This is a genomic window from Paracoccus sulfuroxidans, assembly GCF_007830335.1.
GTDB classification, from domain to species: domain Bacteria; phylum Pseudomonadota; class Alphaproteobacteria; order Rhodobacterales; family Rhodobacteraceae; genus Paracoccus; species Paracoccus sulfuroxidans.
The window spans coordinates 42,443-61,390 of sequence record NZ_VLKU01000016.1 but is presented as its reverse complement, the minus strand read 5'-3'; the positions used below and the strand labels follow the sequence as shown (position 1 = coordinate 61,390).

21 protein-coding genes and 2 pseudogenes are annotated in these 18,948 nt (G+C 58.8%); 12 read left to right on the top strand and 11 right to left on the bottom strand.

The genetic code is table 11. The features are described from left to right. Positions 1-20 precede the first annotated feature (20 nt). Complete coding sequence (locus IQ24_RS19150) at positions 21-332, bottom strand: co-chaperone GroES (protein WP_145399980.1); 312 nt, start codon at positions 330-332, stop codon at positions 21-23. A gap of 269 nt (positions 333-601) precedes the next feature. On the opposite strand from IQ24_RS19150, the gene IQ24_RS19145 reads away from it, so the two are divergent. Then, positions 602-1,069: a hypothetical protein gene (locus IQ24_RS19145; RefSeq protein WP_145399979.1), complete on the top strand. Its 468-nt coding sequence runs from the start codon at positions 602-604 to the stop codon at positions 1,067-1,069. Positions 1,070-1,200: 131 nt separating this feature from the next. Here the strand turns inward: IQ24_RS19145 and IQ24_RS20465 are convergent. The 3 genes and pseudogenes from IQ24_RS20465 to mobC all read right to left on the bottom strand — a co-directional run. Further along, a pseudogene (locus tag IQ24_RS20465) lies at positions 1,201-1,788 on the bottom strand (transposase); the annotation flags it as partial. A 111-nt stretch (positions 1,789-1,899) separates the two neighbouring features. Then, positions 1,900-3,747: a relaxase/mobilization nuclease domain-containing protein gene (locus IQ24_RS19135; RefSeq protein WP_145399977.1), complete on the bottom strand. Its 1,848-nt coding sequence runs from the start codon at positions 3,745-3,747 to the stop codon at positions 1,900-1,902. After that, positions 3,740-4,195, bottom strand: a complete 456-nt coding sequence (gene mobC / locus IQ24_RS19130; protein ID WP_158637584.1) for a plasmid mobilization relaxosome protein MobC — start codon at positions 4,193-4,195, stop codon at positions 3,740-3,742. Before mobC ends, IQ24_RS19135 begins: the two co-directional genes overlap by 8 nt. A gap of 1,212 nt (positions 4,196-5,407) precedes the next feature. On the opposite strand from mobC, the gene IQ24_RS19125 reads away from it, so the two are divergent. After that, the gene (locus IQ24_RS19125; protein WP_145399975.1) at positions 5,408-5,752 is read left to right on the top strand and encodes a hypothetical protein; all 345 of its coding nucleotides are present in this window, start codon (positions 5,408-5,410) and stop codon (positions 5,750-5,752) included. A gap of 176 nt (positions 5,753-5,928) precedes the next feature. Here the strand turns inward: IQ24_RS19125 and IQ24_RS19120 are convergent, their stop codons facing one another. Continuing rightward, positions 5,929-6,141 carry a hypothetical protein gene (locus tag IQ24_RS19120; protein ID WP_145399974.1) on the bottom strand — a complete coding sequence of 71 codons (213 nt, stop codon included), beginning with the start codon at positions 6,139-6,141 and terminating at the stop codon, positions 5,929-5,931. 288 nt (positions 6,142-6,429) lie between these two features. On the opposite strand from IQ24_RS19120, the gene IQ24_RS19115 reads away from it, so the two are divergent. After that, the gene (locus IQ24_RS19115) at positions 6,430-6,747 is read left to right on the top strand and encodes an H-NS histone family protein (RefSeq protein WP_145399973.1); all 318 of its coding nucleotides are present in this window, start codon (positions 6,430-6,432) and stop codon (positions 6,745-6,747) included. Between the two features lie 6 nt (positions 6,748-6,753). Here IQ24_RS19115 and IQ24_RS19110 read toward each other — a convergent pair whose 3' ends face one another. Then, positions 6,754-7,956: a DNA polymerase Y family protein gene (locus tag IQ24_RS19110; protein WP_145399972.1), complete on the bottom strand. Its 1,203-nt coding sequence runs from the start codon at positions 7,954-7,956 to the stop codon at positions 6,754-6,756. Between the two features lie 73 nt (positions 7,957-8,029). Between IQ24_RS19110 and IQ24_RS19105 the strand changes: the two genes are divergently transcribed. From IQ24_RS19105 to IQ24_RS19085, 5 genes are all read left to right on the top strand, one after another. After that, a complete protein-coding gene (locus IQ24_RS19105) occupies positions 8,030-8,344 on the top strand; it encodes a hypothetical protein (RefSeq protein ID WP_145399971.1) in 315 nt (104 codons plus the stop codon). 19 nt (positions 8,345-8,363) lie between these two features. Then, positions 8,364-9,038, top strand: a complete 675-nt coding sequence (locus IQ24_RS19100; protein WP_145400008.1) for an SOS response-associated peptidase — start codon at positions 8,364-8,366, stop codon at positions 9,036-9,038. Between the two features lie 116 nt (positions 9,039-9,154). Further along, positions 9,155-9,385, top strand: a complete 231-nt coding sequence (locus IQ24_RS19095; RefSeq protein WP_145399970.1) for a hypothetical protein — start codon at positions 9,155-9,157, stop codon at positions 9,383-9,385. A 566-nt stretch (positions 9,386-9,951) separates the two neighbouring features. Beyond that, positions 9,952-11,019: an AAA family ATPase gene (locus IQ24_RS19090; RefSeq protein WP_145399969.1), complete on the top strand. Its 1,068-nt coding sequence runs from the start codon at positions 9,952-9,954 to the stop codon at positions 11,017-11,019. Continuing rightward, the gene (locus IQ24_RS19085; protein ID WP_145399968.1) at positions 11,012-11,527 is read left to right on the top strand and encodes a cysteine--tRNA ligase; all 516 of its coding nucleotides are present in this window, start codon (positions 11,012-11,014) and stop codon (positions 11,525-11,527) included. Before IQ24_RS19090 ends, IQ24_RS19085 begins: the two co-directional genes overlap by 8 nt. Positions 11,528-11,829: 302 nt before the next feature. Here IQ24_RS19085 and IQ24_RS19080 read toward each other — a convergent pair whose 3' ends face one another. From IQ24_RS19080 to IQ24_RS20625, 5 genes and pseudogenes are all read right to left on the bottom strand, one after another. Further along, a complete protein-coding gene (locus tag IQ24_RS19080; protein ID WP_145399967.1) occupies positions 11,830-12,105 on the bottom strand; it encodes a type II toxin-antitoxin system RelE/ParE family toxin in 276 nt (91 codons plus the stop codon). Further along, positions 12,098-12,457 carry a type II toxin-antitoxin system RelB/DinJ family antitoxin gene (locus IQ24_RS19075; RefSeq protein WP_242008348.1) on the bottom strand — a complete coding sequence of 120 codons (360 nt, stop codon included), beginning with the start codon at positions 12,455-12,457 and terminating at the stop codon, positions 12,098-12,100. Before IQ24_RS19075 ends, IQ24_RS19080 begins: the two co-directional genes overlap by 8 nt. Positions 12,458-12,735: 278 nt before the next feature. Beyond that, positions 12,736-13,233, bottom strand: a complete 498-nt coding sequence (locus IQ24_RS19070) for a tetratricopeptide repeat protein (protein WP_145399966.1) — start codon at positions 13,231-13,233, stop codon at positions 12,736-12,738. 389 nt (positions 13,234-13,622) lie between these two features. Further along, positions 13,623-14,156, bottom strand: a complete 534-nt coding sequence (locus tag IQ24_RS19065; protein WP_145399965.1) for a hypothetical protein — start codon at positions 14,154-14,156, stop codon at positions 13,623-13,625. Between the two features lie 56 nt (positions 14,157-14,212). Next, a pseudogene (locus tag IQ24_RS20625) lies at positions 14,213-14,398 on the bottom strand (thermonuclease family protein); the annotation flags it as partial. Between the two features lie 220 nt (positions 14,399-14,618). On the opposite strand from IQ24_RS20625, the gene IQ24_RS19055 reads away from it, so the two are divergent. Genes IQ24_RS19055 through IQ24_RS19045 form a run of 4 tightly spaced genes read left to right on the top strand, consistent with a single transcriptional unit; the run spans position 14,619 to position 18,946 of the window. Continuing rightward, positions 14,619-16,898, top strand: a complete 2,280-nt coding sequence (locus tag IQ24_RS19055; RefSeq protein ID WP_199756652.1) for a VirB4 family type IV secretion/conjugal transfer ATPase — start codon at positions 14,619-14,621, stop codon at positions 16,896-16,898. Further along, on the top strand, positions 16,891-17,022 hold the full coding sequence (locus IQ24_RS20545) for a hypothetical protein (RefSeq protein ID WP_277872919.1): 132 nt from the start codon (positions 16,891-16,893) through the stop codon (positions 17,020-17,022). The genes IQ24_RS19055 and IQ24_RS20545 overlap by 8 nt, the downstream gene beginning before the upstream one ends. An 8-nt stretch (positions 17,023-17,030) precedes the next feature. Next, a complete protein-coding gene (locus IQ24_RS19050) occupies positions 17,031-18,167 on the top strand; it encodes a lytic transglycosylase domain-containing protein (protein ID WP_145399963.1) in 1,137 nt (378 codons plus the stop codon). Further along, entirely contained in the window at positions 18,167-18,946 is a 780-nt protein-coding gene (locus tag IQ24_RS19045; protein ID WP_145399962.1) for a type IV secretion system protein, read from the top strand. Before IQ24_RS19050 ends, IQ24_RS19045 begins: the two co-directional genes overlap by 1 nt. The last annotated feature ends 2 nt before the right edge of the window (positions 18,947-18,948 follow it).

Sequence of the window (18,948 nt, the reverse complement as noted above, 5' to 3'; positions counted from 1 at the left end):
ACTTGATCAACCGGTTGGGCTCAGGCGGCCTTCTGGGCAGCGCCATGGGGCGTGATGATGCCCATGATGTCGCTTTCCTTCATGATCAGCAGCTCTTCACCATCGACGGTGACTTCGGTGCCCGACCATTTGCCGAACAGAACGCGGTCGCCGGCTTTGACTGCCGGAGCGATCAGCTCGCCCGAGTCCTTGCGTGCGCCTTCGCCGACCGAAACGACCTCGCCTTCGGCAGGTTTCTCCTTTGCACTATCGGGGATGATCAGGCCGCCCTTGGTCTTCTCGTCCGACTGGACGCGACGGACCAGAACGCGGTCATGGAGTGGAAGGAACATCTTGAGTTCTCCTTACGTGGACAAACATAGATTGATCCCGCCTTATCCGCTGCATCCGGATAAGGGGTGCGTGACCCTCTTTGGCATCACGCGACAGATCAGATAGAGCCGGCCACAAGGCGTTCAAGAGACCTGCACAAAAAAAATAGCTCTGCGCATAAATCCGTAACTAACTGAAACAACCTAACTTAGTTGTGAATTTCTGAGGCTTGACCCGCGTCATGGGCAGCGCAGAATGGGAAGATGGGTAGATACACCGCGAGGGCTTTATGAGTAACTCGTACCTTTCGGCCGCACGCGATCTTGTTGTTGCGGGGATGCGTGAAAGCCAGATCGACTTATCGCCGGAACTTGAATTTCATCTTGCCTCGACCGTCGCCTGCTATATGCGGCGTCCTGTTCGTACCGATTACCTGACCACCCGTATGATGCAGATAAGGCGCGACCGGGGTCGGGAAGAATGTCGCAGGATTGGTGATGACTGCCTGATCTCTTGCGCGTTCTTTGTTCAGCGATTGACCCGGCAGGGCGGCAGCATCGTCCATTATGCTGGGTTGGGACAGGCGGCCTATGATGTGGCTGGGATGACCGATGTAGCGCACGCTTTCCCCGTCATGCTGGATGTGCTGCAGGGCAGCGTCAGCAATCAGAAAGCCGCCGCGGTGAATGAGGAGGGGGACGGTGTGATCAGCAATCTTCTGAACCCCGCTCGGTTCGGTAAGTATCCAGATTGTTGATCTCTACCGATGCCGGGGCTGAACCACCTAGGTGATCCGCACGCGTCTACCGCCTCGCGGTTGGGGCGGCTCTATTTGGCTCGCAATGGACGGCGGAACGCCGAACCAGACACAGAGCTTGGTCATGTGATCAGCCCCTCTCGCCGCCATAGGCATTCGACCCGCCAGTCGTTCCCCTGCCATCCGGCATTCCGCAACAGAGCCGCTGTCTGGCGACAGCCGTAGCGGCCATACTGTCGAGCCAACTCGATCCTTTCCGTGACCAGCGATCTTCATCCGCCCGCCCTCGCTGCATTTGGCGTTGTGTCGAACGATGTTGACGGAGCACGTGGCAAGCCCGACGCTCGGAAATGCCAAACTCACTGCGGCCATGGTCAATGCAGGCTAGGCGGCCAGCGGGGCTGACACAAGCTTCGCTGACGCGGATCTTCGGTTCCCCTGGCGGCCTCCTTCATGATCAGTTTGTCCAACGTCACCGCACGTCTGAGCAGTTCATTCTCCTGCTGAAGACGTTTCAGCTCTTTCAACTGGTCTGGGCCCATTGCACCAGATTGCTTGCGCCAGCGGTAGTAGACTTGCGCGACAACCCCGCTACGTCTGATCGCGTCCTGACGGGACTGACCTTGCCCCATCAGAACCTCAACTTGTCGTAACTTCGAAACAATCTCTTCCGGCTTCGGTCGGTTGTTTTCAATTCTTGATCCACCGTTCCTAAGCATAACAGCGGACCACCACACGGGGGGAGGATCAGGATCACGTCTCGACGGTAATCAACATTCAACGGTATTCCAGGCATGCTGATCACCGCGCTTTTCTTTCTTGAACGTGAATCAAATGCCCCAGCCATCATCGCGCTCATGCTTGCGGTCTTGCGCTGGTGCGTCCCGCTCTTTCAGCCTAACCTCCGCCTGTTCGGCTTCACGCAGGGTGAGACCGAGGCTCTGGTGGGCCTTGGCGGCCGAGATGATCGACAGGGCGACGTCGCGGCGCTTGTCGGCATCGGGGAAGTCCACGGCCAGCGCGCGGTCATCACCTTGGGCGATGCGATGCACGACATCGTTGCCATAGCGCTCTTTGAGATCATTGGCGAAGCGGGCGGCCTGTTCCTCATGGCCGAACCGCAGGTCCTGTCCTTGCGCCAGCCCCCGCGCCATGCTGGAGAGGGTGCGCGTCAGCTGATCGTTGGTGTGATGCTGCGTCGCCTCGAAACCACGGTTCAGGACCCTGGCCGCCTGCGTATAGAACCTGTCAGCCAGATCGCCCGCAAGACCACGGTCTTTCTCGCGGGTGAGGTCGAGGTGACGGGCTTCGGCCACCGCAAACAGGTCGGCCTTGATCCATTGGCGTTCCTGCCAGGCATTCCCCGCGCCAGCCTCAAGACGTTGCGCAATCACGTCGGGGCGAATGCCGATCCTGGCGGCTGCGTCCTGCACGCTCTGGCGCATCTCCTGTGCGGCAACCGGGCCGATCTCGACCGTCGTCCCGTCACGGCTGATCTGCCCTGCCTCAAGCCGGGTCTGATAGAGAGCCGCGCGTGGACCCCGCCGCATCAATGCGGCCCCGCGTGCATCTCCGAGATCTTCAAGAATTTCGCCACTGACCTGATGAAGTTCGCGGAGCAGATCCTGACGCTCCTGCGCGGGCTTGGCCTCGATCAACTGTTCTGCGTTTTCAAACCAGCCCGCGAACTCCTGCCGCAGATCCGACAGGGATCGAATTGCGCCGTCTTGCATGATGACCTCCATATCCTTCGGGCGAATGATGCCGCCGCGCTCAAGGATCGACGCAGCCTTGTCGAGATTGGCCGCGATCCCGGCCAGCTGAACCTGATCGGCGACACCGGCCAGATTGCGCGCAATCACGGCATTGGCGGCGATGTCCTCCAATGCGTCCTGCAGCGCTCGACCCTCGCGCATGCGTTCGCGCACCGGCCGATGCTCGCGCTTCGCACCCTCGATCTCGGCCCGCGATGGACCGTAGCTCAGGATGCCGCGCTCAAGCCGAGACGTGGCATCCAGCCGTACACCCTCCTCGGCGGCGATCTCGACGATTCGATCTTTCATCACGGTCAGGTTGAAGGCATGGGTCTTCGCCATGAAGAACCAGGTCCCCTGTGCGATGCCGCGATTGTTCACAACGATATGGACATGGGGATTGGCGCGGTCGGTGTGCAGCGCCGCGACATAGGCCCATTCGTCGTCAGCATGAATGCCGGATTGGAACATTTCGGCCGCCCAGGCCTCGGCAATCAGCTTCGCCTTTCTGGGCGCCAGATCGGCCGGGAAGGACACGAGCAGATGCGTGGTCTGCCCGTTCTTCGGGGAACCCGTCCAGCCATCGCTCCACATGTCCACGATCTCCTTGCGCTCCCCCTTGCTGAGCGAGCGGCCATTCGGATCATGCTCGACCATGTTCCCAAAGAGTGAGGTCGACTTTCCGAACAGGTAATCGAACTGATTGCCAAGCTGTTTGGCGCTATGCGTGCCCCCTCGCGCGATCTTCTTCAACACGACCGAGTTGGAGCCCTGTGCCATCCGCCACAGATTCCGGGCCTTGGAGGTGAACCCGAACCGGTTGAAGGATTGCCGGGCGGTGAGGGTCAACGATCGGGCTGCCCCGGCGAGGTTGCGACGGAACTCGATCTCGCCGATCAGGTCACGGGCGATCGAGTCAGACATGATCTTGCTCGGCGAATTTCTCGTAGAGCCGGACGCCCTTGCGACGCTGTTCGTCCATGGCCGCCTTCAGGAACCCCCGGGCTTCCGGCAAAACCCGGCGCAACTCGTTGATCTCTGCCCATTGGTGCTGAAGCAGATCGGTCCGGCCGCGGTTCGCAGCCAGGGCAATCTGGTTCACATTGACGCCGATCTTGTGAAGCTCGGTCTTGCCTTCAACACGGGTGCGGGCCTGCACGGCGCTGAAGGGCTCAAAGCCTTCGGCCCGCAATCCGTCCAGCACGGTGACCGTGGGGACGGGCGCAAAGCGTGCGCTGCGGCTTTCATGCGCTTCCGTCGCAAAGATCGAGGGAACGGCGGCCTGCAATTCCTCATTGCTGAGCGGCTGGCCGGTGGCGATGCGGGAACCAACGTGGATGGCGCGGGTGTAGCGGCTCATATTGTAACCCATTGGGGTTTCCTTTCTGCGGTGATGGGCGGCGAGGTCTGTTGCCTCGTTCCGCCGATGGGCTGCGCCTCGGCCAATCTGTGACCGAATACGCATGTATTCGGCGGAACAGAGTGGGTGAGGGCGAAGCCCGACCCACGGGCCTGCACCGGACTGTCAAAGGTCGGGAGGGCGGGGTGGTGCGGCCCGCAGCGCAGAGCGCGAGGACACGGCCCGCCTGGACGACGACGCGCGGAACGGGCGGCGCTTGCCTATTGACCGGCCGGGGCAGGCATGTTGGGCGGACACCAAAGGAAAAGAAAGGTCGTCGGGGCCGGGATGAGCGCGGGCAAGGCCCGCGTCGATGCCCGGTCACGTCCATGGATTGACCATGGCCCGCGCGCCTGGCGCGGGCTGCATCCGATCTTCTCTTGCGTCAGCTTTTCCAGCCGCCAGGGAGCGGACGCCTGCAGCGGGTCACCGTCTGCGTCAGATAGGTTTAAATTCGGCCCGCCAGAAAAAGGCGTAGAAGCCAAAAAAGTCCCAGAACCACTGCAACTGCGCCCGCAACTCGGTCAATTGGAGGTCCCAGGACGAACGCACCGCAAAGCAACGCAGCCCCCAATGCCCACTGTCGCAGCGCGGATCTATACTTCTCAGTACCGTAAACGGACAGAAAAAGGCAGAGGATCGCGGTGATTCCGGTCAGTATAACCCATTGAGTGATCACAATTAGACTCCGCCGCAGGGCATTAATTTACCATTAAAAAGGCATTGGCACAGTTTCAAGGGGAACCGCCCCATTTGCGTCAGGGATCGGACCCCGCAGGGCCGAGACGGGCAGGGCAGGGCGACCCGGACCGGGGGTCAGGCAGGCGGCTCGGGACGAGACGGCTGGTCGGCCGCCGCAGCCTGGTTGCATCGGCCTGATCGGCTTGGGTCCGGGCCGCAGGCCGGACGAGAGCCCGGTGACGACTGCGCAGCGGGCGGCAGACGCACTAGTATTGATTACCGGGGTAGCCTCGACGCTGACAGGTTCGCGGACTTTCTGGCAGCAGCAACCATTGGCACCAATTCCGCATCAGGACGACAACAAGCCGGTGGCGCGCGGTTTGCTGCATATGACCTATGCACCGAGTGAAATACCATCCAGCATCGAGACCAACTTATCGATTGACGCGCCACGATTATCACTAAACACATTGCATAATGGAGAGCAAAAAAGGAAAGACGCAGATGAACTGGGTAGTTGTTGCGGGACTAGGCGGCCTTGGTTTCGCGTTTCCTCCTGCATGGATCGCACTAGGAATGTACCTAGCTTGGGTGCTTATTCTTAAAAAACCGATGCGAGCGGGATTAATCAAGAAAGATCTATCAGATCTTCTAAAAAAAGGTCGTAAAAGCGGATACATAGGAGTGCGTTATCACGAAGCTGAAGCATATGCACTGCAATTTGGAGGCAGAAAAAATAATTCTGGCTCCGAGATATCTCTTGTGATCAATGGCGCCCCAAGAAATGTAAGTTTTTCGGAGCCCGCCGATGATGAAAAAAAGTACAACACGTATGTTTTCATAGATTGACAGTTGATGCAGGAAGGCATCCGCCCAGGGATTGACCAAAAATATACTTTAGAGCCATTGGAAGTACCCTCAAAGCACCTCTCGGGAACAAGGCTACTGGCTCTTTGCCCTGATAGAATGTTAATTCTATGATCCGACTTTTTTCTTGTGCAATATTTTCATTACCTAGAAAGAGCTTAACGCTCCGCTTGCGGACCGTTCAGGATCGCGACCATGGCCCCAAGCACGGTCGCGGGATCATCGAGATAGTTGGCGGCGATCACGACCGGAACGGCTTTGGGCGTGACCAGTTTGCCATCCGGCATGCGCATGGGCTCGGACTGATAGTAGATTGCCAGCTTGGGCTCACCCTTCTTCGTGTAATAGGCAGGTTTCACGAAATAGGTCATTACTGTATCCATCGTGCCGTTAGCGAGTTCATTTTGCTCATATCGCGCCGATCTCGCACCGCAGGATATAGGCTCAGCGACATATAGATCATATTATCAAACTCGCATAATCGACACAACGACAAGTCGATTACAAACGGAACAATCGCATTAATTTCTTAACTGTATTTGCTGTCAGCAAGCATCTGATCATAGACAATGCGGGAATAAATGTCTGGTGCATCTATTTCAAAGCCAGTACTTTGTACCTCTATCGGGCCTCAGATAACCCAAAGGAGCATTTCCTATATGAGCCAGTCCATTGATCTCACCGCCATGACCCTGTCTGAGCTGCAGGCTCTGCAAAAGCAAGTTGCCCGTCAGATCGAAACCTATGAGGCGCAGCGGGTGCAAAAGGCGCTGGCCGCCGCGACAGAAGCGGCAAAGGAGCACGGGTTCGCGCTCAAGGAGCTTCTTGACGCTGCTGCAACTGGAAAACGCACCGTTGCCGCCAAATATGCCGATCCCGACGATCCGTCGCGGACCTGGACCGGTCGCGGCCGTAAGCCCGCCTGGGTGCAGGCCCGCCTCGAAAAAGGCGCGAGCCTGGACGATCTGGCGATCTGATCGCCTTCAGCCTCGCTCGAAAAAGCCCGGATGGGCGGCATGGATGCCGTAGCGGATCATGCCGTCGCCGAAGCGGGCATTGATCTGATCGACCGCTACGGACACGCGCTCGCCGCGTGTCCGCTCGGCGGGGGCGAGGGGGGCCAGCAGGTCGCCCTGGCGTCGGTCGAGCAAATCCACCTCGGTCAGATTGACGCCTAGAGAGATGACCGGGCCGGGCGGTCCGTTGCGCCAGAGCGCCCGCCAGAGGGCGCGATGCAGGCGCAGGAAAAAGGCCGTGTCCTGCGTCGGAAAGCAGGAGACCCCTCGCGCCCAGGTCTGGCCTTCGAAGAACGAGACGGTCAGCGAAAACCGCGCCGCCACCCGACCGTCACGGCGCAGCCGGGCGGTGGCCTTTTCGACCAGCCAGCGCCCGACCTGATAGGCCCGGCGCGGCGCGCGAAACTCTGGCGAGAGCACTTTTGAATTGCCATAGCCACCGCGCTGCGTGGCGATGATCGGAATGTCCATCCCTTGCAGCATGCGCACGAAGCGTTCGCCTTCGACGGAGCGCCAGATCTGGCGGGCATGGCGCGGATCGAGCTGGCAGAGCGAGACCACATCATAAACCCCCGCGCGAAACAGCCGCTCCTTCATGGCCCGCGAGATCCCCGGCAGGTCATCGAGGGAGAGATGCGCAATGCGTTCCGGCATGTTGTCCGGTGAGAGCCATTGCAGCCCGTCGGGCTTGTCCAACTTCCCCGCAATTTTTGCCAGCAAATGATTGGGTCCAAGGCCCGCAGAGAAGCGTAATCGCGGCCCGACTTCCTTTGCCACCGCCGCCTTGAGCTGCGCGACCAGCGCACATGCCCCCTCCAGGGTCTGGGCGTCACCGGAGAGCGCCAGCTGGAATTCATCGACCGAGCGAATATGGGTGAGTTCGGCATAGCGATCGAGCACATCGGCCACCGCGAGGTTGAAGCGCACATAGAGCCGGTGCCGGGACGGCAGGAAGATGATGCCGGGACAGAGCCTGCGGGCATCTGCCACGCGCGTGCCGGTCCGGACCCCGAAGGCCTTGGCCTCATAGCTGGCAGCAACGCAGGCCCCGGAGTTCGAATCAACAGCGGTGATCGCCACCGGCTTGCCGCGCAGGGCCGGATCGAGCTCCTGCTCCACGGAGGCGAAGAAGCTGTTCATGTCCAGATATGCGACGCGAAAGGGGGTCATGGCGCTAAACCTGCGGGATGGTGTTTTCGCGTTTATGTTCTATGTTTGTTCTCATTGATGGCAAGAGGGCGAAATGGACAGGAAAGACCAACTCCGCAACGTGGCCTTTGGCGGAGCCTGGTCCGAACAGATCGCCGGGCGCGAAGAGCTGGCGGGATCGCTGCAGCGCCTGCGCGACGCGGCCGGGCAGGCGGGGCGCTTCGACGTCCGTACGGATGCGGAGGTAACGGTTGCGCTCTGGAAAGCCTGCAAGGATCACCCGAAGGGCGAGATGCTGCAGCAGGCATGGGGCAGGGGCGCTGCTCTTGCGAACCCCGGCCTGCGTATCCGCGAGCTGCAGCGGATCGCAGCCTTGCTCGAAGAGGGCCACAGAGGCAGACTGCGCTGACACGGGGGAGGGCACGGCCATTTGCAATCTCTTTGCCAATATGGCGACGAAGGACGCGATGCGTCAGCTGTTTCGGATCGAGCCGGATCTTGACCACCTCGGCAATGCGGAGCCGCTGCCAGCCATCTGGCCGAAATATGAGGCCCCGGTCGTGCGCCTTGCCACCAGCGGGGCGCGCGAGCTCGTGAGGATGCATTGGGGGTTTCTGACCCCGAAGACTTCCGAGAAAACAGGAAAGCTATTGAAGCCCGACGCCTGGAACAATGCGCGCGACGACAAGCTGCGTCGGACCGGGCTCTGGAAGGACAGCTTTCTTCATCGCCGCTGCCTGATCCCTGCAACAAGTTTCAGGGAGGCCAAGGGCCGCAATCCCGCGACAGATGTGTGGTTCGCCATCACGGGCGAGGAACCCCGGCCCCTCTTTGCCTTTGCCGGTCTCTGGCGCGACGGCCAGCCCGGGATCGAGGGCGAGGAAGGGCAATGGGTGACCCATACGATGGTGACGACGACCGCCAACGAACTGGTCAAGCCGGTCCATCCGACGCGCATGCCGGTGATCCTGCACCCGGATGACCATGAAACCTGGCTGACGGGGAGCGAAGACCAGGCCTTTGCCCTGCTGAAGCCCTTCCCGGCAGATCAGATGCGCATCGTCGCGACGGGAATTGGGCTGACGAAGGACAGCGAAGGGTAAGAGAGTTGTCCATTCGGCTAGACCCAAAGGACTAGACTTTGTTCCGCAGATCGCAAATCTTCTCCGCGCATCGGGGCAGGGCATTCAGATCCCTTCCCGGTCTGAGGGAGGGAGACATGCTTGGACCCAAAGACAAGCGAGGCTATCCGGATCGGAAAATCGACTGTGAGGCTGCGCTGGAGCACGAGTTTCTGGGGCTGATCAGATCAGCCGAGATGGCAGGCTGGTCACGGCAGGAAGCCTATGAAGCCGTCATGAGCCTTTGCCAAAACAGCGCGCTTGGCGATCTGCACTTTGATGCTCTCGAAGTTGCACTGGAGGAAGCCAGGCTGCGCCGAGAGCAATAGGCCGGCCATCCGGTAGGTTAGGTGGGGCGCAGAGGCCATGGGCGCCATCAACAGATGGATGGTTGTGAAATGACCGCAAACTGTCTGCTATGCGGGACCTAGCCGCCGTTTGCGGGTGCAGCGAGGAAGACTGCCGGCCCGATCCCGTGATCGTCCAGTTGAGAGTATGCGGTCTATCGGCGTTGCATCGTGGCAGACGCAGAGACAGTGAAAAAGCAGACACTCAGTCAGCAGACGACGAAATGGGTAAGTGAAGGTCGTGAGAGGGCGGAAAGCGGCCTGACGGTAGCGCGGCACAGCAGCTGCAAAAAATCCCCGATGAGCAGCCTTTCGCGCGATCCGCGGCGAGAAGATCGGCTCGTTGATCATTTGTGCGGCGAGCAGGGATCCAAGGACATCGGAAGTCATATGCGACGTAGGCGGCCGGTGACTATTCATGGCTTCGAGATTCGTACGCTCGCCCTTCGAGAAGATGGTCCCAAGCTGTCAATCTTCAACACTTTGAGGTTGCTAAGGTGCTGAAACTTCGTGCTAATGACATCAGACACATATCGAAGGCTAGGATCATGCTGAAAAGCGCTAAATTAAGCAATTTTACAAGCATACCCAGTGCCAAATGGGAATTCTCTCCAGGGCTCAACGTGATTGTTGGGGAAAACGGTTTGGGGAAATCTCATGCGCTCAAAGCGCTCTATTCCGTTTTAAGCTCACTTAAGCCGGATAGCTCGCAAAATAATAGCACGAAACTTGAGAGGCTTGGGAAGTCTCAACTTGAGAAAGTAATCGCAGACGAATTGATCGGAAATATGCGCCCAGATAGCTTAGGGCGATTGGTGAAGCGCAAGCAGGGCAGGAATAGGGCTGAAGTCTCAGTTAGTTTCAAAAACAAAGAGCTCGATACAAGCTTTAGCTTTGCGACTAATTCGAAGACTCAGGTTGAGATCGACGATATGCCTTCTGCAGTATTGGCCAAGCCTCCAGTATTTATTCCTACCAGAGAGCTGATCACTCTATGCCCATGGTTTGTTTCTCTATTTGACTCTTACAGTGTGCCTTTTGAAAAAACTTGGCGTGACACAGTTCTTCTTTTGGGAGCGCCAAGTTTGAGGGGGCCGCGCGAGAAGAAGGTTAGTGAACTCTTGTCCCCGATCGAAACTGCTATGGGGGGCAAGGTCGAAGTAGATGCAAATGGGCGATTTTTTCTTAGGGTCAATGGCGGCCGCATGGAGTCTGCCTTGGTTGCTGAGGGCCTCCGAAAATTCGCGATGCTTGCACGTTTGATCAGCACTGGTGTCTTGTTGGAACAAGGTTATCTTTTCTGGGATGAGCCGGAAACCAACCTAAACCCAAAGCTCATAAGGGTTCTGGCACAAGTAATTGTCAGCCTGGCCGATCAGGGTATTCAAGTTTTCATCGCTACACACTCAGTTTTTCTTGTCAGAGAGATCGCTATCTTAACAGCCGGCCGCAAGAGGAAGGCACAGTCTAGATATTTCTCACTGGCTGCATCAGGGGATGACGAGGTTTCTCGTCTCGAGCAGGGCAGCGAAATTGACGAACTGAGCACTTTGGTTCTGCTCGACGAAGAACTTCTTCAGTCAGATCGTTATATGGAGTCCTCTCTCCATGCTTGATATTACGTTGAGTGAAGGCGATTTGTCATTTGAATTGGAGCAGGTTAGTTTTGCAGAAAAATACGACGATTGGCGCCACTACAGGAACGTTTTCAATTCAGCTTGCGGAGCATCAAAAGCAGTTGACTTTGCGGTATCAAAGGCAGGCACACTTTGGCTTATCGAAGTCAAGGACTACAGGAGAAATAAAAGAACGAAGCCGTCCAGCCTAGCAGACGAGGTCATGTTAAAAGTCCGCGACACTATGGCTGGCCTTGTGAGCACTGCGTTCGTTGGAGTGGATGCCCAAGAGGCTGATAGATCTCGGAGCGCGCTTTCAAGTCGTAAGCTCAAAATTGTTTTACATCTTGAGCAGCCGTCTAAACCATCGCGACTATTTCCCAAGTCAGTGGATCCAGCTGATATTTTGATGCAACTTAAGCAAAGGCTTCGGTTCGCTGACTGTCACCCGATTGTCGTAGATAGGTTGACGTTTCCGGCGTCACTTGGTCGGGTGATCAGCACGTAATCGATGCTCTGCATATTCCTCGGTTGGCAAAAGTGTTCAGTGCGATCAAAGTGAAATGTTAGTTTACAGCGCCCCGTCCATTTCTGCGCAATCTCCATGCGCAGTAAACGACCGCTTTCCGCCCTACGGATCAATTTTGCGGCGACGATAAGCCTCATTCTGCTGAGCCATGATGTCAGTTTTTTCCCTTCAGTATGAACAACCGTCTACTTGGCCCCGGATATCTAGCATTGCGGCCGGATTGGGAGGTTGCGCTGCGGCGCGAGGCGCCTCGACGAACGTCCGCCAAGGGCCGACCTTGTTCAAGGCCACATCTGCGCCGCGTGTAAAACGCGGAGAATTGTCACTGCCTCAGAGTCTTCACGGTAGACCACGATGTAGTTCGGCCGAATGACAAGCTCTCGAGTCCCCTGCACACGACCAACGCGGCACCGCTTCGGGTGGACCAGAAGCAGGGCGACCTTGCTTTCGATCTCGTCCATCAAAGCGCGCGCGGCTACCGGGTTGTCATCGGAGATATAATCGACGATCGCCATCAGGTCAGAAGCTGCGGAGGCCTTCCATTCGAGTTCAGGCACGCCACTTTCCGGCAATGATGGACCGTGCTTCGCTCATAATTTGGTTGTGCGGTGTCGCAGGCGTTGGGTCAGCCAGCGCTTGCTGCACTTTGGCCCGGAACCAGGAGTCGTAGGCCTCCGGATTTGCCGTTAATCCGGCCGGCATTCCACCTTCCGACGCTACACGCGTGAGAAGTATTCGGACGGCGTCCGAAAGGGTAAGTCCCACCCCTGCAAGGGCGTCAGTGGCTTTCGCCTTGAGCTGATCATCGACCCGAATGTGGATCATAGATGATTGTTTGGGCATGCTCTGCTCCTGCGGATCTGAACCGGCAGTATGTATCTCAAATGAGATCCAGTCAAGGCGATGCATCAGAGCGGCACTTTGACAGATAGTCCTTCCTCCGGCCCCAAATGCTGCGGCCTCCGACGAACGACCGCTTTCGGGAACATCGCTCTGCAACAATCTTGCAAAGCAAGTGACCGCTTCGGGCGTTGTCTTCTACGGCAACCGCAAATGGCTGCGCCATGCCGCAGTTTACCTGAGTGTCGCAGATGGGCTCTGAACGTCGATATTTCCTTTGCCGCCCCGAGCTCGTGCCAGGTGGGATCAGCGACGGCAGCGATGTGGGACGGAGCGGACGCTCGCTTTCAGTGCTTTTCCATCGTTTCGGAGACAATCTGAAACCAGATCTGCTTGGCATGTACGGACACATGTTTCTGCTCGGCACGCACTAGCAGTTCCGGAACCCAAGGCTCAGACTTCGGCGGGTTCAAGATGATCGGATTAGGTCGCGGCGGGTTTGCCAACTCCATCAACCTCTCATGAGGTTTTCCGAAAGACGCTAGCTCGAGCGCCTTCTGCATATCCTCTCGCGCGAGCTCGGTTTCGCCGATATTTGCATGGAGGATTCCCCGCTCCATGTAGAGCCCTGACATCTTGTGCCCCTCCAGGCTACCAACGGAGTACCCGGCCACTCGAAGGGAAAAGTTGCAGTATCGCAGTCGTTTTTCATCATCATATTTCGGATTCATGCAGACCTTGGCCGTAAGGCTGGCGGCCATGAACGGTAACCAAACGCACAAGACGAGCAAAAACACTACAAGTATGGATTTTCCGGAAGGCTGTGGCGGCAAGGTGAAGGTCATCGCGTTCTCTGGGTAAGACAGTTCTCCCTATCAGTGAGGTTCCTCACGCCGCAACGGTCCGCTGCCTCATTGTGGAATGATCGTCCACAATGGGCTCAAACTGACGTCAAAGGCCCTATCTCGGCGCAGCTTGCCTCCCGTTTAGGACATCAGCCATGGCTCCCAATACGGTAGCTGGATAACTGAGGTAGTTCGCAACAATGACGACCGGAATCGCTTTAGAGATCACCATCGTTCCATCGGGTATGCGCATTGACCCGCTCTGATATATGATCGCCAGTTGGGGTGGTTCCCTCAGGAGCACGACAAGGCATCATCAAAAAAATATTGCACATTTACAGAACACTATAGCAGGTTCTTAAAGTGGTGATAATAGAGATTATGTAATATTATAACATACCCTCACGTAGAACTTGCGCCTCGACGACCTCCTTGCGAAAGGCCCGAGCTTCAGCTCTTTGTTTCAGCAGCCAAACCTTCCGAATTCTGAAACGCCAGAAGACATACGCACTACCAACAAGCAGGCCGATCCAGTTAGGAACCCCAAAAACGATCGCAATCCACGAAAGGAAAAGCGCAACTGCCCCATGAATGAAGATTGCACTAGCGCCTGCGTAGACGTTCACACCCAAATCATTCAGATCTTCATAGGGTAGGATGCGATCCACAGCATAGCGCATGCCAAGTCGCCTCAACTCATCCTGAAAATCATAGTTGGGCCCAAATAACGCTTCGCCGTCCTTAAGCCAGGAGAGGCCAGTTTCCTCCCATGCTCGAACTTCTTCAGCCCGTTCGGCGGCTTCCTGTTGAGCTGCTTCATCGGCAGCTGCTTTGGCCTTTTCCATTGCCAGCCGTTCGCTCTCTTCTCGCCCCAGGCAATAGAGGTCCAGTTCCTGGCGTTGCTTAGAGTTCAACGTACGCATAAGACTTCCTCCTTTCGTAGGCTGTACCTAGCATATTTGCCGTTAAGCAAGAACATTTATCGAACACGTCTTTTGCGGCAGTTCGAGAGTGTGTCGAATGTGCCCGACCAGATCCCGCGCCTCATCCGTTGAGCCTCGATCTCGGCCAGTCGAAGCCGCCCTGCCCGATCGTAATTGCGGATCGCCCAGCCTTGCCGGACCATCCATTCCGCGAGATCCTGTCCATCGACAAAGCAATGGGCAAGAGCTCTCCCTTATCTGTCCTGACCTGTGACTGAGCAGAAGACGGACCTGCGGCCGATCATATCTGACAGGGCCAGTGCGGCGGCTTGGCCACAGCGCCAGAGGCGGTCACTGTGATCCCGGCAGAGCTGGCCGGATTCCGGCGCGTCGATGGACTCAAGGCGGATGCGGGCACCGCGGATTTCCAGGGTGTCTCCATCAATGATCGAGGCTCGGCCGGTGACGTTTGCCGACGCCTCTGCCGGAACGCTGCAGCAGGACACCCGCGACAATGCGCTGATGATGTCGCTGGAGATCAAGGGCAAGGACGGCTTCACGTCCTCTGACCGCGACCTTGAGGATCTGCGCCGCGACTTTGCTGCGATCCTCGACGGGCTGGATGAGCGCTTCAGCTTCTATGTGCACCGCATGATGCGGCCCGCGCGCCTTGGCCTGACACCGATCTATGGCGACAGCTTCGAGGCGGATCTGGACCAGCGCTGGACGGCGCATCTGGCAGGCCAGAAGCTGCGGGACTTCATGGTCGTGTTGACAGTGGTGCGCAATCTGCAAGCGCCGCTGAAGGTGCCGTTCTTCATGCGCAAGGCCCGGCAGATCTTTGACGGCGATACGGCCGAGCGGCATGGTGAGCTGCGCGAACTGGTCGCCATTCTGGAAACCGGCCTACCGGTCGGCACGCAGCGGCTGAAGATCAGCGATGGCTCGCTTCTGGGCTTCTACAGCGCGCTCAATTCCGGCGTTCTGCGCCCGGAATATCGCGGTGACATGACCTTGATCGCCGAAGACGTCAGCAATGTCGGTCTGCGCTTCAAGGGCAATGTCATCCGCTTCGATGAAGGGCTGGACGCACCGCGTTATGCGGCGGTGCTGGCGGTCAAGGCCTATCCTACCATGTCCGAACCTGGGATGCTCGATGCGCTCGACACCGGCATGGATACCCTTCTCACTCATTCCTACACGCCGATTGCGCGCCAGAAGATTGCCGATCTGGCCAAGCGCCGCATTCAGCAGATGCGGGCGGCAGATGATGCTGCAGGCTCGATCGAGGATCAGCTTGGCGCCACATATGACGCGGTGGAAAGCGGACGCCTCGGCTTTGGCGAGCATCAGTTCACCATTACCGTCTTTGCGGGCTGCCCGGAGGCGCTGGAAGCGCGGGTCTCGCAGGTGCGCGGTGTGGCCGAGCAGGCCAAGATCCGGCTGACCCGGCTGGCGTCCACGATGGAAGCCACCTTCTTTGCCAATCATCCCGGCAATCGCGATTATCAGGCCTGGGAGACGATTGTCAGCTCGATCACCTTTGCCGATCTCTGCAGCCTGCATATGACCGACAGCGGCACGCCTGCCGAGCGCCTGCCGTGGAAGACCCCGATCACGGTGTTCCAGAGCGTGACCGGTGCGGCGCATCGATTCTCCTTCCATGATGCAGGTGATCCGAAGGCGGAACCGACCATCGGTCACACGCTCATTCTTGGCCCGTCAAACAGCGGTAAAACCGCGACCATGGCCTTTCTGGCCGCACAGGCGCGGCGCACCGGCGCGCGCATGGTGCTTTTTGACAAGGATCAGGGCCTGTGCATGGCCGTCGCGGCCCTTGGCGGGCGCTATGCCGAGATCAAGGCGGGACAGCCGACCGGGCTCAATCCGCTGGCCACCGAGAACGGCCCGCGCGGGGAAGCCTGGCTGATGGACTGGCTGGCCTCACTGGTCGAGCGCAACCATGGTGTTCTGAGCCCGCAACAGGCCGATGCCCTGAAGAATGCGGTGCGGCAGAATGGCCAGGCGGCTCCCGATCTGCGCAGCTTCGAGCATTTTGCCACGCTGATCGGCGATGCCCGCGATGACCGGGCGCTGAGCACGCGGATTGCGGAATGGGGACCAGAGGGCCGGTACAACTGGGTCTTCGGTCAGGCGGATCGGCCGGTCGTGGATTTTGACGGGCTGGATGTGCTTGGCATTGACCTGACCGAGATCCTGAGCCTGCCAACCGAACGCTCGGCGCTGCTCTCCTATATCTTCCGCCGTCTGGAGCTGATGTTCGAGGCCCGCCAGCCGATGCTTCTGGTGATCGACGAGGCGTCTACGGTCTTCGATGATGAGTTCTTTGCGCGCTGGCTGCCCAAATGGCTGGTCACGGTGCGCAAGATGAACGTGGTCGTGGTCCTGTTGACGCAGTTTCCCTCGCAGATCCGCAACAGCAAGTCGCGCACGATCCTTGAGGGCCTGCCGACCCAGATCCTGTTCCCGAACCGCCGCGCCCAGCCGAATGATTACGAGGGCTTTGCGCTGACGGAAAACGAGATCGACTTCCTGATGGCCGGTCGCAGCGGCCCGCGTCAGGCGCTTTTGCGCAGCCATCACGGCCAGACCATCCTTGACGTCGATCTCTCGGCCCTGGGTCCGCTGCTGACCGCGCTTGGCGGTGGCGAGGCAGGCCGGATGGCCTTCGGTGCTGATTTTGAAACCACCCCATTCTTCTGGAGGAAAGACGATGCGTAAGTTGATTTTGCTGCTCGCCCTTTTGCCGCTTCTCTCCGCCTGCGGCGAGACCCCGATCAAGAAGGCCAATTGCTGGTCGAGCATGAGTTTTGTCGAGACGCGCGACTGCGCAGCCCTGCGGTGAGCGCGGCCATGCGTCTCAGAGCCATGCTTCTCGGCACCAGTCTGGCCCTCATAGCCGCCCCGACTGCAATCTGGTCGCAGGGCGTGCCGACCGCTGATCTGAAGAAGGTCGCGGTCGAGGTCCTGACCATCGACACCGAACGGGCCAAGACTGCGGCGGAGATCGCAGAGAACGACAAACGTGCGGAACTGGCCCGCATTCAGGACGAACAGATCGCAGCACTGGACGAAACGCTGCGGCTTTTGACCGGCGCCAGCGCGTTTGTGCCCGACCTTGAAGCCGGAGGCGCGGGCGGGGACGCCTATGCCAGCGCGGCGGTCTATGCGATTGACGACGACAATCCCTATGCCGAGCGGCTGTTCGGGGATGCCCCTGCCACCATCGAGCAGATGATAGCCGAAACGGTGGTCAAATATGCCAACCATCCGGCGCTGGCGAAGGCGGGCATCAATGCGGTCGAGTTCCGCTGCTGGTTCCAGGGGCTGGTCAAGGCAGAGTCGAACTTCTCGATCGGGGCCAAAAGCCCGGTTGCGGCCTTTGGCCTGACCCAGATCATGCCGGGGACCGCCAAAGAGCTGGGCGTCTTTCCCGGCTATTATGACAATCCGCGTCTCCAACTGGATGGCGGCGCGCGTTACCTGCTTCAGCAGCTCAACAAGTTTGGCCGGATGGAGCTGGCGCTGGCCGCCTATAACGCCGGTCCCGGTGCGGTGCAGAAGTACAATGGCATCCCGCCCTACAAGGAAACGCAGGGCTATGTCGTGCGCATTCGGGGGTTCTACCAGACCTATGCCGCGCGGGTGAGCGGGGCCGATGATCTCGGCACGCTCGATCCCAAGGACATGGCCATTGCAGAAGCCTCAAACATCGCCGACGCGGGCTCCCATTACGCCGGTCATTCGATGGACACGATGCAGGCAGCGGCCACGCGGCTTCGCGCCATCGTGACGCAGATCGAGGGCACGGGATCGGTCAAGCAGGCGATGGATCTCAACAGCTATGCGCGAGCGGAAGTGACGCGCATGGCGATCATTCAAAGCCGTCTCAAGGCCGTGCGGCAGAAGATCGACGCCGCACGCTATGCGCTGCTGCTGGAAGCCTATGCGAGAGACGACAAATTCCTGCGGATCTCTTTGGAGGATTGATGATGAAGATGTTTCTCTCTGCCACCGCCCTCGCCCTGACTTTCGGCCTTCAGGCCAGCGCGCAGGGCGTGCCCACAATTGATCTGTTGAGCATTGCCAAGCTGACCGACCAGCTGGCGGAGGCCAAGCTGCAGTTGAAAGAGCAGATTGCCGCGAACCTCAAGCTGGACGATCAGACGCTGAAGCTGATCGAGCAGGTGCAGCTTTTGCAAAACCAGCTCTCGGCCCTGCGCGACGGGTTCTCGCTGGCCGATCTGGGTCTCGATCCCTCGACCTTCCTGCAGGAGATCCTGCCGCAGTTTGCCGATCTGACCGGCTCTCTGGATGCCGCGAAGTCGGGCAATTGGGCGCAGGCGCTCTCGGGCGGCACGCTCGGCGGCGGCGCGGTCTCGGCACATGTGGACAAGACCTTCGCCTCGGCGGGCATGAGCCGCGAACAGGTTGATGGACTGACGCAGAGCGAGAATGCGGCCACGGCCCGGATCGGGACGGCGGCCAATGTCAACGCCTTCATGTCGGCGGCGGCCGAGAGCTCATCGCAACAGGCCAGGGAGAGCCTTGTCCGGATCGACGGGTTGGTGGCGAAGATTGAGGACAGCGAGAACCTCAAGCAGGCCATCGACCTCAACACACGTGTCACCGCCGAACTCGGGATTGCGCTGGCCAATCTCTGGGCGATGGAGGCGGTTCAGACGGTGGGCATGGGCGAGGCCGGTGTCATGGACGCCGCGACCGCTGCCGATGAAGAGAAGTTCCTGCAGATCAAGATGGAGGACTGAGC